This window comes from Nocardioides sp. WS12, from assembly GCF_014108865.1.
Lineage (GTDB): Bacteria > Actinomycetota > Actinomycetes > Propionibacteriales > Nocardioidaceae > Nocardioides.
The window spans coordinates 237,729-251,737 of record NZ_CP053928.1 but is presented as its reverse complement, the minus strand read 5'-3'; the positions used below and the strand labels follow the sequence as shown (position 1 = coordinate 251,737).

Here is a 14,009-nt window from a genome sequence, read left to right as displayed (position 1 = left end):
AAAGGAGACTATCATGGTGGCGGAACGATCGTTCACGACAACGGTCGGCGGCCGACGGCGTCGACGGACAGGTGGAGTGATGGAGTCGGGCAGCGCCGCATCGGCGCGTCGGCGGGCCGAGCTCGTCGCACAGGCAGGGCAGGCCCACCGGGCCGCGGTCGACCTGCTCCGCACTCTCGACATGCTGGACGAACTCGAGGACGCCGACGAGATCGAGCAGACCCCGTCCGACGCAATCCGGATCGTCGACGGGCAGTTGGCGATCCTCGGCGGTCTGATGCGGGAGTGTCTGCTGGACCAGGGCCGGGAGCACCGACCCGACCAAGTGGTCGAGGTGAGCCGGGTGCTCCACGAGATCCACACCGTGCGGTTCGCCATCCACGACCATCTCGGTCACGAGCGCTTGCGCCGGCTGGACCAACTCGACCGTGGTCTGCGCCGCCTGCGGACCGTCACCGACCAGGACGAGTTGCTGGAGATGGCCTGCGAGGTGGCCGCGGAGGCGGGCGGCTTCGACCGGGTGATGCTCTCGCGGGTCGATGAGGAGACCTGGCGGCCGTGGCGCAGCCACGCCACCACGATGGGTGAGACCGAGCGCGCGTTCGGCGACTGGATTCGTCAGCTCCCGGGGATCCGGCTGTCTCACATGCTGCTCGAGAGCGAACTCGTTCGGCGCCGCGAGCCCGCGATCGTGTTGCGTGCTGACGACGACGCCCGCGTCTACGCCCCGATGGCGGAGGCATCGGGCCTGACGTCGTACGTCGTCGCGCCGATCCTGTCGGGGGACCGGGTGATCGGTCTGCTGCACGCCGACAACCAGGCGGCCGAGGTGGTCGAGCTCGACCGCGACATCCTGTGGTTCTTCGCCATCGGGTTCGCGCAGGTCTTCGAACGTGCGGTCCTTCTGGCGCGGCTCCGCGAACAGCGGGCTCAGGTGATGGCGGCCATGCATGCGGTCGACGCGGTGCTCGACGAACTGGCGACCAGCACCATCGACCTGACCCGCCGCGATCAGACGGCCATCGGTGTGAGCCGCCCAGCGCAGCCTGCGGGGATCGAGCGGCCGCGGGCCATCGAGCGGGTTCTGACCAGCCGTGAGTTCGAGGTCCTGACGCTGATGGCGACGGGCGCGACCAACGAGCGGATCGCGCAGCGACTGGTCATTGCGACCGGCACCGTGAAGTCCCACGTCAAGCAGATCCTGCGCAAGCTGCGCGTCGAGAACCGCGCCGAAGCGATCTCTCAATACCTCCGCCTGACGATCGGCGCACGCGAGGACTGACGAGCCCGAGAGCCATTGCCTATTCGGTCTGACCATTGTAATGTCGGTACCATGGATCTCGCTGACGCCCCCGATGAGGCAGCCTTCCGCGCCCGCGTGCGCGCCTGGCTCGCCGAGGCGCTCCCCCAACTGGCGTGGCCGGAGCCGCCTGGCCTGGAGGAGAAGGTCCCGTTCTGGCGCCAGTGGCAGCAGATGCTGTGCGAGGCGGACCTGGCCGGCCTCACCTGGCCCCGGGAGTACGGCGGTCAGGGGCTGGACGAGCGGCTGCGCGCCATCTTCGGCGAGGAGTGCGACCTCGCCGGCGCACCGGAGCGTCTCAACATCATCGGCGAGGACTTCTGCGGTCCGACGATCGCCCACTTCGGCACCGACGAGCAGAAGGCGCGGTTGCTGAAGCCGATCCTCACCGGCGAGGAGATCTGGTGCCAGCTCTTCTCCGAGCCCGGTGCCGGTTCGGACCTCGCCAGCCTGCGCACCAAGGCCGTCAAGGTCGACGGCGGCTGGCGCATCAGCGGTCAGAAGATCTGGACCAGCCGGGCGCAGATCGCAGCCCATGCCATCCTGCTCGCCCGCACGGGCGGCAACGACCCGGGTAAGGCGCGGCACAAGGGCATCACGTTCTTCCTGCTGCCGATGGAGTCCGAGGGCGTCACCGTCCGGCCGCTGCAGCACATGCTCGGCGAGGCCGAGTTCAACGAAGTCTTCCTCGATGACGTCTTCGTCCCTGATGAGTACGTCGTCGGCGAGGTCGATGGTGGCTGGAAGGTCACCATGGGCACCCTTGCGTTCGAGCGCGTGGCCATCGCGACCGGTCGGGTCAACACCACCAAGGCCGTCACGGACATCGTCGCGGACATCCGTGGCATGCAGGATGCTGCCGGTCGACCGTTGGGCGCGGACCCGAAGGTGCGCCAGAAGGTCGCGGACCTGTGGTCGCGGGCCCTGATCCACAAGACGATCAGCCAGCGGGTCGTCACCGGTGCGGCCGCCGGAGCGCCTCCTGGCCCGGTGACCTCGATCGGGAAGCTTTACTTCTGCCCGCTCGTCGAGGACATCGCCGACTTCCGGCTGTCGTTGGCGCCCCTCGGCGGCCAGTTCGACCTGTCCGAGGACGACGGCGAACTCGCCGCGAGCCGGGCCTGGCTGCGGCTGGCCAACCAGGGCCGCGGCACCGCCATCGCGGGCGGCTCCACCTACATCCAGCGCAACATCGCCGCCGAGCGGATCCTCGGCATGCCCCGAGCAGGAGCCGCAACATGACGAAGATCTTCACGAGCGCCGCCGAGGCGCTGTCCGACCAGGTGCGGGACGGCATGGTGGTCGCGGCCGGTGGGTTCGGCCTGTGCGGTGTTCCGGTCGACCTCGTCATGGCGCTGCGTGACTCGAACGCCCAGGGCCTCACGGTCATCGGGAACAACGTCGGGTGCGACGACCACGGGATGTGGCACGTCCTCGCGAACGGTCAGATCGCGAAGGTCATCCTCTCCTTCGCCGGCGACAACAAGATCCTCGCCGAGGCCTTCATGAGCAACGAGATCGACATCGAGTTCAACCCGCAGGGCACCCTGGCCGAGCGCCTGCGTGCCGGTGGTGCGGGCATTCCCGCGTTCTTCACCCGCACCGGCTACGGCACGATCATCGCCGACGGCAAGGAGACGCGGCAGTTCCCGAACCCGGACGGCACTCTCGACTGGTACGTCATGGAGACCGGCCTGACGGCTGACGTCTCGCTGGTGAAGGCCTGGAAGGCCGACACCGAGGGCAACCTCGTCTATCGCAAGACGGCACGCAACTTCAATCCGATGATCGCGACCGCAGGACGCCTGACCATCGCCGAGGTCGAGGAGATCGTCCCGGTGGGTTCGATCGATCCCGACTCCGTGCACACGCCCGGCATCTTCGTGGACCGCATCGTGTTGTCGACCGGCCCGGAGAAGCACATCGAGCGTCCGACGACGCGTCCGCGCACCGCGAAGGAGAACGTGTAATGGCCTGGAACCGTGACGAGATGGCTGAGCGTGCCGCCCGCGAGCTGCGCGACGGTTACTACGTGAACCTCGGCATCGGGATCCCGACGCTGGTGGGCAACATGGTGCCCGAGGGCATGACCGTGACCCTGCAGTCGGAGAACGGCCTGCTCGGCATCGGCCCCTTCCCCTACGAAGGCGAACTGGACCCCGACCTGATCAACGCCGGCAAGCAGACCATCACCGACCTGCCGGGTTCGAGCTACTTCTCCAGTGCGGACTCGTTCGCGATGATCCGCGGCGGCCACGTCCACCTGTCGATCCTCGGCGGCATGGAGGTCTCCCAGAACGGGGACCTCGCGAACTGGATGGTGCCCGGCAAGATGATCAAGGGCATGGGCGGCGCGATGGACCTGGTCGCCGGGGTGCGCCGCATCGTGGTCGTGATGGACCACTGCGACAAGACCGGCGAGTCCAAGTTCAAGCCGGAGTGCTCCCTGCCGCTGACCGGCAAGGGCGTGGTCGACATGTTGATCACCGACCTCGGGGTGTTCGAGATCGATCGCCGTGGCGGCACCGGTGCGACTCTCCTGGAGATCGCGCCCGGCGTATCGCTCGACGAGCTCACGTCGAAGACCCAGGCCGCGTTCGCGATCGGCCCGGGCCTGACATGACCGCTCAGTCCCCGGGGACCTCGATCTCGGTGCGTTCCTCGACCTCGAGGACTGCGGAGGCGTACTCGTGGACGTGTCGGGTCATTCGGCGACCGGCGGCGGTCGCGTCGCGCTTGCGGATTGCCTCGGTGATGCTTCGGTGCGCCTGCTGCGTGGTCTTGCGGACCTCGGTGTTGATGAAGCCCTGGTTGTCGGTGGCGGCGTAGATGGCCCGCGACAAGGCGCCCATGAAGCCGGTCAGCAATTCGTTGTGCGAGGCGACGGCGACGGCCACGTGCCAGTCGACGTTGGCCTGGAGGAACTCCGCGAGCGGACCCTCGAGCTTGATGGCGTCGTTGGCGCGGTCGAGTGCATCGAGGTCGGCGTCGGTCCGGTACTTCGCGGCGAGCTGTGCGCAGGCGGGTTCGACGGCCTCACGGGTCTCGAGCAGGGCGGCGAGCCGCACCTGTCGCCCGCGGATGAGCAGGCTGACCGTGCTGGCGATCGACTCCTCGCCGGGCCGCTTGACGAAGGCACCGCCGGAACGACCGGTGCGGATCTGCACCAGCCCCTGGACCTCGAGGATGCGCAGTGCCTCGCGCACCGTCGTACGGCTCATCCGGGTCTGTGCGACGAGCTCTCGCTCGGGCGGAAGCGCGGTTCCCTCAGGGAAGTCGCCGCGCAGGATGCGCTCGCGCAAGTCGTCGGCGAGCACGTCGGACGCCTTCGGAACTTGCATGGGCGAGAGCTGGACCGCAGCTCGGACGCTGCCGGACGTCTTGGGGGCGCTCGTGGAATCAGTCATTTCCTACCGTTCTTTTGCGGACCCGTCCGCTTCATTGGTCATACCCAAACTAACAGTTCGGACGTTCACGGCGCGCAGCGCCGGGCTGTCCGCGCTGGACGATTGCACAGTGGAAAGGCAGCGCCATGCAGTGGAAGTTCTCTGAGGAGCAGGAGGCCTACCGCGAGGCGCTTCGCGGCTGGCTCGGCGACATCGCCGGATCTGCCCAGGTGCGCGCCTGGCTGGGTGTCGAGGGTGTCGAGAACGGTGTGGCCGATCCGTCCGCCTTCGAGGAGCGTTTCGTCGGTGACGGAATGTCCGGTGTCGGCGTCGCTGAGGAGCTCGGTGGGCAGGGCGGCGGGCTCGTCGAACTCGCCATCACTGCCGAGGAACTCGCTCGCGTCGCCGCGCCCAGCGCGGGCTGGCTGGCGACCACCCTTGCGGTTCCCGCGCTCCAGGGTCGTCCCGATCTGGTGAAGGCCGCACTCGAGGGCGGGCACGCCGCTGTGGTGGTCGCCGCTGAGTGCCTCCCGGATGCCGCGCCCTGCCTGGTGGTTGACGCTGATGGCCGGATCAGCGGGGTCGTTCCGCGCGTGCTCGGCGCCGATCGGGCCGGTGTGCTCGTGGTCCTCGCGGGTGAGGGCGACGCCGCGAGGCTTCATGTCGTCGCCGCAGGCGACCCCGCCGTGACGCTGACCCCCCACCTCCTCCTCGACCGGTCGCGTTCGGTGGCTGATGTCCGCTTCGACGGTGCGCCCGGTGAGGTTCTCGACGTCGACCCGGCAGTCGCGCTCGCACGCATCACCGAGATCGCTGCTGTCGTGACGGCCGCCGACGCGCTCGGTGCGATGCAGCGGATGCTCGACCTGGCGGTCGAGTACAGCGGCCAGCGGCAACAGTTCGGCGTACCGATCGGTTCGTTCCAGGCGGTGAAGCACGCGGCGGCCACGATTCTGGTCGACCTCGAAGCCGGCCGGTCGGGCGTCTACTACGCGGCGGCGTCGGTCGACGGGCAGTTCCCGGACTGCGGCCTGCACGCGGCTGCCGTCAAGGCGCAGGTCACGGCTGCGGCCGGACGGGCCGCCGACTCGGCGCTGACCATGCACGGCGCGATCGGCTACACGTGGGAGCACGACCTCCACCTGTTCTACAAACGGGCCCGGCTCGACCAGGAGCTCTTCGGGCCGGTCGAGGCATGGAACGAGCGCATTGCCGACGGTCTTGACCTGGTCTCCGACCATGGCCACGATGGCTAGTTATTGGTCTTACCATTTGTTATAGTCAAGCCATAAGTCTTCAGCCGGACGATCCGGCTCCCTTCATCTCCGATCAGGACGGGAACCACCGTGGATTTCGATCTCAACGACGACCAGCAGACCATCCGCAAGGCCGTCGCTGACCTTGCTGGCAAGTTCGACGACCAGTACTGGTTCGAGAAGGACTCCAACCACGAGTTCCCGACCGAGTTCTACAACGCCTTCGCCGAGGGCGGATGGCTCGGCATCACCACGCCCGAGGAGTACGGCGGCCACGGCTTCGGCATCACCGAGGCCTCGCTCCTGCTCGAGGAAGTGGCGGCCTCCGGTGCCGGCATGAACGGCGCCAGCTCGATGCACCTGTCGATCTTCGGGATGCACCCGGTGATCGTGCACGGCTCGGAGGAGATGAAGAAGGAGAACCTTCCGCGGATCGTCAATGGCGACCTGCACGTCTGCTTCGGTGTGACGGAGCCCGGTGCTGGTCTCGACACCACGCGGATCACCACCTTCGCCAAGCGTGACGGCTCCGACTACGTCGTCAACGGCCGCAAGGTCTGGATCTCGAAGGCCATGGAGTCGGAGAAGATCCTGCTCCTGACCCGGACCGCGAAGTTCGACGACTCCCCGAAGAAGACCGATGGCCTGACCCTCTTCTTCACCGACCTCGACCGCGCGCACGTCGACATCCGGCCGATCGCGAAGATGGGCCGCAACGCCGTCACGTCCAACGAGCTCTTCATCGACGACCTCCGGATCCCCGAGGAGCACCGGATCGGCGAGGAGGGCCAGGGCTTCAAGTACATCCTCGACGGCCTCAACCCCGAGCGGATGCTCGTCGCCGCCGAGGCGCTCGGCATCGGCCGGGCGGCTCTCCGTCGTGCCGTCCGCTACGCCAATGAGCGCGAGGTCTTCGGTCGTCCGATCGGCAAGAACCAGGGCATCCAGTTCCCGCTGGCCGACTCGCTGGCCCGACTCGACGCTGCGGAACTCATCCTGCGCAAGGCGACCTGGCTCTACGACAACGGCATGCCCTGCGCCCGCGAGGCCAACATGGCCAAGTACCTCTGCGCCGACGCCGGCTTCGATGCCGCCGACCGCGCGCTGCAGACCCACGGGGGCATGGGGTACTCCGAGGAGTACCACGTCGCTCGCTACTTCCGCGAGGCCCGCTTGACCCGGATCGCCCCGATCTCGCAGGAGATGATCCTCAACTACCTCGGCGAGCACGTCCTCGGCCTTCCCAGGAGCTACTGATGACCAGCCCCTTCGACCTGACCGGTCGCTCCGCACTCCTCACCGGCGCCGGCAACGGCATCGGTGCAGCTGTCGCGAAGGCCTACGCCCGCGCGGGCGCAGCCGTGATGGTGACGGACCTCGACAAGGACTCGGCCGCTGCGGTGGCCGCCGAGATCGTTGCCGCCGGTGGCCGTGCCGAGTCGGCTGCGCTCGACGTCCGTGATGCCGAGGGTGCGGCCGCGGCCGCTCAGCAGGCCGCGAACATGGCTGGCGGAACGCTGCACATCGTCGTGAACAATGCGGGCGCGATCGCGCCCGCGATGTTCGCCAAGATGGACCGGGACGCGTTCGACTTCGTCGTCGGTGTCCACCTGGGTGGCGCCTTCACGGTCAGTCAGGCGGCGCTGCCGTTCCTGGCGACCGATGGCACCGGCCGGATCATCAACGTCACGTCGGCCGCTGGCCTCGTCGGGACGATTGGCCAGGTCAACTACAGCGCAGCCAAGTCCGCGATCATCGGCGTCACCAAGTCGTTGGCGAAGGAGTTGGCCCGCAAGCAGATCACGGTCAACGCCATCGCGCCGCTCGCGGCCACGAACATGACCGAGAACATCCGCAGCAACGAGAAGCTCGCCGAGATGACGCTTGCGCGGATCCCGCTCGGTCGCTGGGCCGATCCCGACGAGATCGCGTCGACCTTCGTGTTCTTCGCCTCCGACGCGGCGTCGTACATCACCGGCCAGGTGCTGGCCGTCGACGGCGGGACGGTGATCTGACATGCCGCTGACCGGACGCGACGCCTGGATCGTCGAAGCCCTGCGCACCCCCATGGGGCGCGCGCACCCTGACCGCGGCTGGTTCCGCGACGTGCACCCCAACGTCATGCTCGGCACGGTCTACACCGCGCTGCTCGAGTCGACCGGCCTCGCGCCCGCCGCCGTCGAGGACCTGCTGATCGGTTGCACCGCCCCCTTCGGCGAGCAGTCCCGCAACGTCGGTCGCAACGCCTGGCTCCAGGCGGGCTATCCCGCCGAGGTTCCGGCGACCGTCCTGGACCGCCGCTGTGGCTCGGCCCAGACGGCCGTCGAGATGGCCGCGGCACTGATCGCGTCCGGCACCCACGACATCGTCCTCGCCGGCGGCGTCGAGAACATGGGACACATCCCGATGGACGCGGTCGTCAAGATCGAGGAGCTCTACGGCGCCGCCTGGCCCGCCGAGCTCAAGGCCCTCTACGACTTCCCGGCCATGGGCGAGAGTGCCGAGCGGATCGCCGATCAGTGGGGGATCAGCCGCCTCGAGATGGACGAGTACGCCGTCCGTTCGCATGCGCTGGCCGCAGCTGCCATCGAGGCCGGCCGGTTCGAGCGCGAGCTGATCCCGATGGAGCTGGACGGCGCGGTGCGCACCAGTGACCAGAGTGTCCGACCGGGCACCAGCGTGGAGAGCCTGGCCGGACTGAAGACGATCTTCCGGCCGGAGGTCGGCGCTGTCACTGCGGGTTCCTCCTCGCCGCTGACCGACGGCGCCGCCGGCGTACTGCTGGCCTCGGACGAGGCGGTCGCGCGGCACGGTTTCACCAAGCGCGCCCGGATCCTCGACCAGACCACGGTCGGCGTCGACCCGCTCATCATGCTGACCGGTCCGATCCCGGCGACCCGCAAGCTTCTCGAGCGCAACAACATGACGATGGACGACATCGACCTCGTCGAGATCAACGAGGCCTTCAGCTCGGTCGTGCTCGCCTGGGAGCGCGAGCTCAAGCCGGACATGGACAAGGTCAACGTCAACGGCGGTGCGATCGCCCTGGGCCACCCGGTGGGTGCGTCCGGCTCGCGGCTCTTCGCCACGTTGCTGGCGGAGATGGAGCGTCGCGACGTGGAGATCGGTCTCGTCACGATGTGCTGCGGCGGCGGCCTCGGCACAGCGACTCTCGTGCAGCGCGTCTGAGGCCGACATGTTCGACGTGGCAGATTTCCTGAACCCGGGTGACGGGGTGTGGTGGGGGCAAGGCAGCGCCGAGCCCGAACCCCTCGTCAACCAGGTGCTCGACGCGGTGGACCGCGTCGGGCCGATCAGGGCCTTCTCGGGGCTCACGTGGAACGAGCGACTCTCGGGCGACCTGCCGGAGAAGCTCACGGTCGTCTCGTACGGCGGCCTGGGGCAACTGCGCAGCCTCAGCAAGCAGGGTCAGCTCGACGTCGTACCGTGCCACTACTCGGCGATCCCGCGGATGTTCGCGTCCGGCCAGTTGCCCAACGATGTCGGACTCGTCCAGGTCTCCCCTCCGGACAGTTCCGGAATGGTGACCCTCGGAACCGGTGTCGAGTACGTCGCCGATGCGCTGCGCCACACGCGCACCCTCATCGCCGAGATCAACCATCAGATGCCGCGGACCACCGGTGGCCCTCGCCTCCCGTTGTCCGTGTTCGCCGCGGTCATCGAAACCGACCGTCCGCTGCGCGAAGCTCCCTCGAAGCCCGCAGACGATGTTGAGCGAGCGATCGCCGCGAACGTGGCCGGCATCGTCGATGACGGTGCCACCCTCCAGATCGGCGTGGGTTCGTTGCCCGCCGCCGTACTCGAGGCCCTGGCCGGGCACGCCAAGCTCGGCTTCCACAGCGGCATGATCACCGACGGGGTCCTGACGTTGGTCGAGAAGGGCGTCATCACCGGCGAGGAGAAGGAGATCGACGCTGGCATCGCCGTCACCGGGGCCGCACTGTGCAGCACTGATGGCTACAACCGGCTCGGAGACTTCCCGGTCGAGTTCCGGCCCGCGAGCTACACGCATTCCCCGGCCGTACTCTCGCGCCTGAGTTCCCTGATCTCGATCAACTCGGCCATCGAGGTCGACCTCCTTGGCCAGGTTGGTGCCGAACTCGCGCGCGGAGTCCACATCGGTGCGGTCGGGGGCCAGGTCGACTTCAGCCGGGCCGCTGCGCTCACCGGTTCGCGGTCGATCATCGCGCTGCGCTCGACGGTCGGCTCCGGCGAGCGCGAGCAGTCCACGATCGTTCCGACGCTGGCCAGCGGCGTCGTCACGACGGCCCGCGTCGATGTCGACGCCGTCGTCACCGAGCACGGCGTCGCCATGCTCACCGGCTGCACGGTGGCCGAGCGGGCGCTGCGCCTCATCGAGGTCGCCGCACCCCAACACCGTGACCAACTCGAACGCAGCCTTGCAGAGCAGGAGAACCGATGAGCATGTCCCGCTTCCCCAACAGTGCCGAGGACGAGAACCGCACCGTCCACGTCCGCGAGGTCGGACCGCGCGACGGCTTCCAGAACGAGCCGGAGACGATCCCGACCGAGGACAAGATTCGGCTCATCAACGCTCTGGGTCGCGCCGGCATCAAGCGGATCGAGGTCGCCAGCTTCGTGCGGCCCGACGTCATCCCGCAACTCTCCGACGGCGTCGCCGTACTCCAGGGCATCGACGTCCCCGCCGACGTCCAGCGCATGGTGCTGGTCCCGAACAGCAAGGGCCTCGACAACGCGCTCGGTCACCGCGACCTGTTCGAGGAGATCGCCCTCTTCGTCAGCGCCAGCGAGACCCACAACAAGCGCAACATCAACCGGACCGTCCGGGAGACGATGGACGACGTGATGCAGATGGGCAAGCGCATCCTCGCGGAGGACCTCAGCTACAGCGCCGTGATCGCCACGTCGTTCGGCTGCCCCTTCGAGGGTGCCGTGCCCATGGACCGCGTCCTGGACCTCGCCGAGCAGTTCGCCGAGTCCGGCGCGACCGAGATCGGCTTCGGCGACACGACCGGGATGTGCAACCCGGCGTACGCGCACCGTTTCTTCTCCGCCGCCATCGAGCGACTGCCTGGCGTCGAGATCACCGCGCACTTCCACAACACCCGCGGGCAGGGCCTCGCCAACGCGTACGCCGCCCTCGAAGCCGGTTGCCGCAGCTTCGAGTCCAGTTTCGGTGAACTGGGCGGCTGCCCGGTGCCGGCCGGCTCGACCGGCAACATCGCCACCGAGGACCTCGTCTCGATGTTCCACGAGATGGGCGTCGACACGGGGCTCGACCTCGAGCGCATCATCGACGCCGCCCGGGATGCCCAGAGCACTCTCGGCCGCAAGCTCACCAGTCACTCGATCATCGCCGGGCCGGTCATCTGGTCCCCGGCCGTCTGAACCCATCACTCGAAGGAGAACACCATGAGCAACCGCGTCGCACTGGTCACCGGTGGTGCCCAGGGCATCGGCAAGGGCATCGCCACCACGCTCGGCCGGGACGGGTTCCGGGTCGTCGTGGCAGACCTGAACCTCGCCGTCGCCGAGGAGACCGCCAAGGAGATCAGCGCCGCCGGTGGCGAAGCCATCGCCGTCCAGATCGACGTCACCTCGACGGAGTCGGTCAAGGCAGCCGTCGCGACCGTGGAGCAGGAGCTCGGTCCGATCGAGGTCGTGGTCAACAACGCCGGTTGGGACGACTTCATGCCGTTCGTGAAGACGACCGAGGAGTTCTGGGACAAGGTCATCGACATCAACTACAAGGGCGCGCTGCGCGTCATCCACGCCGTTGTCCCGGGTATGACGGAGCGCGGCTTCGGTCGCGTCATCAACATCGGCTCCGACGCCGGCCGCGTGGGTTCCTCCATGGAAGCCGTCTACTCCGGCGCCAAGGGCGGCATCATCGCCTTCACCAAGACCCTCGCCCGCGAGGTCGCCCGCAAGGGTGTCACCGCCAACACAGTGTGCCCCGGTCCGACCGACACCCCGGCGCTGCGCAAGTTCGCCGACGGTGCGGGTGGCGGCGACGCCGAGAAGGTCATCTCCGGAATGACGAACGCCGTCCCGATGAAGCGCCTCGGCACCCCGGACGACATCGGCCCGGCCGTCTCCTTCTTCGCCTCGGACGGCGCCAGCTTCGTGACCGGCCAGACGCTGTCCGTCAGCGGCGGCCTCACGATGGCCTGACGGACAGCGACATGTCCGTACGGGGATGGATCGGAGCGCTGCTGACCGTCGCTCTCCTGGTCCTGGTGTTGCCGCCGTCGCCTTCTGGCGCAGGAAGTCAGGTGGGGGCCGCTTCCGCTCACGCGCTCGGCGGCGGCGACACCAGCCCCGTGCTCCGCACCCCCCGTGCCCGCCTGGACGCTGCCGTGCGCTGCAGTCGTCTGGCCAACCGCTCCAACCCCAGACCGACGGTGCTTCTTGTCCACGGCACGGCCAGCGCACCGGAAGAGGTCTGGGGTTGGGCCTTCGAGCGCCAGTTGACTGCCGACGGCTACGGCTGGTGCGACGTCCGGCTGCCGAAGCGGGCACTGGGCGACTTCACCGTCGCGGCGGAGTACGCCGTGCATGCCGCGCGGGTCGCCCATCGACGCAGCGGTCGCAAGGTCGCGCTCGTCGGGCACAGCCAGGGCGGCGCGATGGTGCTGTGGGTCGCGAAATTCTGGCCCGATGTCGCGCGCCATGCCTCGGACGTCGTACCCATTGCCGGGCCGTTGCGTGGCACGACCGTCGCCAATGGGCTCTGTGCGCTGCGTCGCTGCGCCCCTGTCGCCTGGCAGATGTCCCGCGGTGGCCACACGATGCGCGCCCTGGAACGTGCACCGCTGCCGAAGGGACTGGCCGTCACGTCGATCGCGACCCGGCTCGATGAACTGATCACCCCGCAACCGTCGGCGAGCAGCGGTCGAGGAATCAGCACGATCCTGGTGCAGGACGTGTGTCCCGGCCATGTGGCCGAACACGCGCTGCTGTCCAGTGACCCGGTCGCCTACGCCCTGATGATCGACGCGACCAGCCACCGTGGCACCGCTCGCGCCGCCCGGGTCGGGAAGCGGGTGTGCTCACGGGCGGTGCTGCCGAAGGCAGACCTGGTCGCCAGCCTCTCCTTCGCTCCGATCACGGTCAGCTTCACGACCGGCCTGTTGAATCCGCTGACCTGGACCGATCGCGAGCCTGCACTGCCTCCCTACGCGCGCCGCTACGGCGCCTGACCATCCCGTTCCGAGGAGACCATGAGCCACCCCGTCGAGACCGTCGACTGGACCGCGAGCGGCCAGTACGACGACATCGTCTACGAGACCAGCCCCGACGGGATCGCGAAGATCACGATCAACCGGCCCGAGGTCCACAACGCCTTCCGGCCGCAGACCCTGGTCGAGGTCGACCGGGCGCTGATGGTCGCGCGCGAGGACGAGTCCGTCGGCGCGATCATCCTCACCGGTGCCGGCGACAAGGCGTTCTGCTCGGGTGGTGACCAGCGGGTGCGCGGTGACAGCGGCTACAAGCTCGACGACCACGCGACCGGGCGCTTCCACGTCACCGACCTGCACGTCGCGATGCGTCGTTGTCCCAAGCCGATCGTGGCCATGGTCGCCGGCTGGGCCATCGGCGGTGGCCACGTCCTCCACCTCGTCTGCGACCTCACGATCGCGGCCGACAACGCCGTCTTCGGCCAGGTCGGTCCGAAGGTCGGCTCCTTCGACGGCGGCTACGGGTCGAGCATCCTGTCCGACCTGGTCGGCCCCAAGAAGGCCAAGGAGATCTGGTTCCTCTGTCGACAGTACGACGCCCGGGAAGCCCTGGAGATGGGGCTGGTCAACACCGTCGTACCGCTGGCTGAACTGGAGGCCGAAACGGTGCGCTGGTGCCGGGAGATGCTCGTCCTCTCGCCGCGGGCGCTGCGGATGTCCAAGCTCAGCTTCCACGCGCACGAGGACGGTTACGCCGGCATCCAGCAGCTCGCCCACGACGCGAACCTCCTCTTCTATGGCACTGACGAGGCCCAGGAGGGCCGCGAGGCCTACAAGGCCCGCCGCACCCCCGACTTCACCCGCTTCCCGCGACGGCCCTGAC

Annotated in this window: 14 protein-coding genes; 13 read left to right on the top strand and 1 reads right to left on the bottom strand. The window is 68.4% G+C overall.

The window, feature by feature from the left end:
* The first annotated feature begins 13 nt into the window (after positions 1–13).
* Genes HRC28_RS01140 through HRC28_RS01125 form a run of 4 tightly spaced genes read left to right on the top strand, consistent with a single transcriptional unit; the run spans position 14 to position 3,923 of the window.
* Positions 14–1,282, top strand: a complete 1,269-nt coding sequence (locus HRC28_RS01140) for a LuxR C-terminal-related transcriptional regulator (RefSeq protein ID WP_182378264.1) — start codon at positions 14–16, stop codon at positions 1,280–1,282.
* 51 nt (positions 1,283–1,333) lie between these two features.
* Positions 1,334–2,542, top strand: coding sequence for an acyl-CoA dehydrogenase family protein (locus tag HRC28_RS01135; protein WP_182378263.1), 1,209 nt, complete (start codon positions 1,334–1,336; stop codon positions 2,540–2,542).
* On the top strand, positions 2,539–3,270 hold the full coding sequence (locus HRC28_RS01130) for a CoA transferase subunit A (RefSeq protein WP_182378262.1): 732 nt from the start codon (positions 2,539–2,541) through the stop codon (positions 3,268–3,270). The genes HRC28_RS01135 and HRC28_RS01130 overlap by 4 nt, the downstream gene beginning before the upstream one ends.
* Positions 3,270–3,923 (top strand): CoA transferase subunit B, encoded by a 654-nt coding sequence (locus HRC28_RS01125; RefSeq protein WP_182378261.1) that lies wholly within the window; start codon positions 3,270–3,272, stop codon positions 3,921–3,923. Before HRC28_RS01130 ends, HRC28_RS01125 begins: the two co-directional genes overlap by 1 nt.
* A gap of 4 nt (positions 3,924–3,927) precedes the next feature.
* On the opposite strand, the gene HRC28_RS01120 is transcribed toward HRC28_RS01125, so the two are convergent.
* The gene (locus HRC28_RS01120; protein ID WP_202033189.1) at positions 3,928–4,707 is read right to left on the bottom strand and encodes a FadR/GntR family transcriptional regulator; all 780 of its coding nucleotides are present in this window, start codon (positions 4,705–4,707) and stop codon (positions 3,928–3,930) included.
* Positions 4,708–4,832: 125 nt separating this feature from the next.
* On the opposite strand from HRC28_RS01120, the gene HRC28_RS01115 reads away from it, so the two are divergent.
* From HRC28_RS01115 to menB, 9 genes are all read left to right on the top strand, one after another.
* A complete protein-coding gene (locus HRC28_RS01115) occupies positions 4,833–5,942 on the top strand; it encodes an acyl-CoA dehydrogenase family protein (RefSeq protein ID WP_182378260.1) in 1,110 nt (369 codons plus the stop codon).
* A gap of 90 nt (positions 5,943–6,032) precedes the next feature.
* On the top strand, positions 6,033–7,199 hold the full coding sequence (locus HRC28_RS01110) for an acyl-CoA dehydrogenase family protein (protein ID WP_182378259.1): 1,167 nt from the start codon (positions 6,033–6,035) through the stop codon (positions 7,197–7,199).
* On the top strand, positions 7,199–7,957 hold the full coding sequence (locus tag HRC28_RS01105; protein ID WP_182378258.1) for an SDR family oxidoreductase: 759 nt from the start codon (positions 7,199–7,201) through the stop codon (positions 7,955–7,957). Before HRC28_RS01110 ends, HRC28_RS01105 begins: the two co-directional genes overlap by 1 nt.
* Before the next feature lies 1 nt (position 7,958).
* Positions 7,959–9,131, top strand: a complete 1,173-nt coding sequence (locus tag HRC28_RS01100) for a thiolase family protein (RefSeq protein ID WP_182378257.1) — start codon at positions 7,959–7,961, stop codon at positions 9,129–9,131.
* A 16-nt stretch (positions 9,132–9,147) separates the two neighbouring features.
* Positions 9,148–10,386, top strand: coding sequence for an acetyl-CoA hydrolase/transferase family protein (locus tag HRC28_RS01095; protein WP_202033188.1), 1,239 nt, complete (start codon positions 9,148–9,150; stop codon positions 10,384–10,386).
* Positions 10,383–11,333: a hydroxymethylglutaryl-CoA lyase gene (locus HRC28_RS01090; protein WP_202033187.1), complete on the top strand. Its 951-nt coding sequence runs from the start codon at positions 10,383–10,385 to the stop codon at positions 11,331–11,333. Before HRC28_RS01095 ends, HRC28_RS01090 begins: the two co-directional genes overlap by 4 nt.
* Positions 11,334–11,357: 24 nt before the next feature.
* Positions 11,358–12,119 (top strand): SDR family NAD(P)-dependent oxidoreductase, encoded by a 762-nt coding sequence (locus HRC28_RS01085; protein ID WP_182378255.1) that lies wholly within the window; start codon positions 11,358–11,360, stop codon positions 12,117–12,119.
* Between the two features lie 11 nt (positions 12,120–12,130).
* Positions 12,131–13,147, top strand: coding sequence for a lipase (locus HRC28_RS01080; RefSeq protein ID WP_182378254.1), 1,017 nt, complete (start codon positions 12,131–12,133; stop codon positions 13,145–13,147).
* Positions 13,148–13,168: 21 nt separating this feature from the next.
* A complete protein-coding gene (menB, locus tag HRC28_RS01075; protein ID WP_182378253.1) occupies positions 13,169–14,008 on the top strand; it encodes a 1,4-dihydroxy-2-naphthoyl-CoA synthase in 840 nt (279 codons plus the stop codon).
* Position 14,009 lies beyond the last annotated feature (1 nt).

What these genes read in the sequence shown, in the direction of transcription:
- HRC28_RS01140 (WP_182378264.1), top strand. Translation starts at nt 14, where the DNA reads ATGGTGGCGGAACGATCGTTCACGACAACGGTCGGCGGCCGACGGCGT.
- HRC28_RS01135 (WP_182378263.1), top strand. Translation starts at nt 1,334, where the DNA reads ATGGATCTCGCTGACGCCCCCGATGAGGCAGCCTTCCGCGCCCGCGTG.
- HRC28_RS01130 (WP_182378262.1), top strand. Translation starts at nt 2,539, where the DNA reads ATGACGAAGATCTTCACGAGCGCCGCCGAGGCGCTGTCCGACCAGGTG.
- HRC28_RS01125 (WP_182378261.1), top strand. Translation starts at nt 3,270, where the DNA reads ATGGCCTGGAACCGTGACGAGATGGCTGAGCGTGCCGCCCGCGAGCTG.
- HRC28_RS01120 (WP_202033189.1), bottom strand. Translation starts at nt 4,707, where the DNA reads ATGACTGATTCCACGAGCGCCCCCAAGACGTCCGGCAGCGTCCGAGCT.
- HRC28_RS01115 (WP_182378260.1), top strand. Translation starts at nt 4,833, where the DNA reads ATGCAGTGGAAGTTCTCTGAGGAGCAGGAGGCCTACCGCGAGGCGCTT.
- HRC28_RS01105 (WP_182378258.1), top strand. Translation starts at nt 7,199, where the DNA reads ATGACCAGCCCCTTCGACCTGACCGGTCGCTCCGCACTCCTCACCGGC.
- HRC28_RS01100 (WP_182378257.1), top strand. Translation starts at nt 7,959, where the DNA reads ATGCCGCTGACCGGACGCGACGCCTGGATCGTCGAAGCCCTGCGCACC.
- HRC28_RS01090 (WP_202033187.1), top strand. Translation starts at nt 10,383, where the DNA reads ATGAGCATGTCCCGCTTCCCCAACAGTGCCGAGGACGAGAACCGCACC.
- HRC28_RS01085 (WP_182378255.1), top strand. Translation starts at nt 11,358, where the DNA reads ATGAGCAACCGCGTCGCACTGGTCACCGGTGGTGCCCAGGGCATCGGC.
- HRC28_RS01080 (WP_182378254.1), top strand. Translation starts at nt 12,131, where the DNA reads ATGTCCGTACGGGGATGGATCGGAGCGCTGCTGACCGTCGCTCTCCTG.
- menB (WP_182378253.1), top strand. Translation starts at nt 13,169, where the DNA reads ATGAGCCACCCCGTCGAGACCGTCGACTGGACCGCGAGCGGCCAGTAC.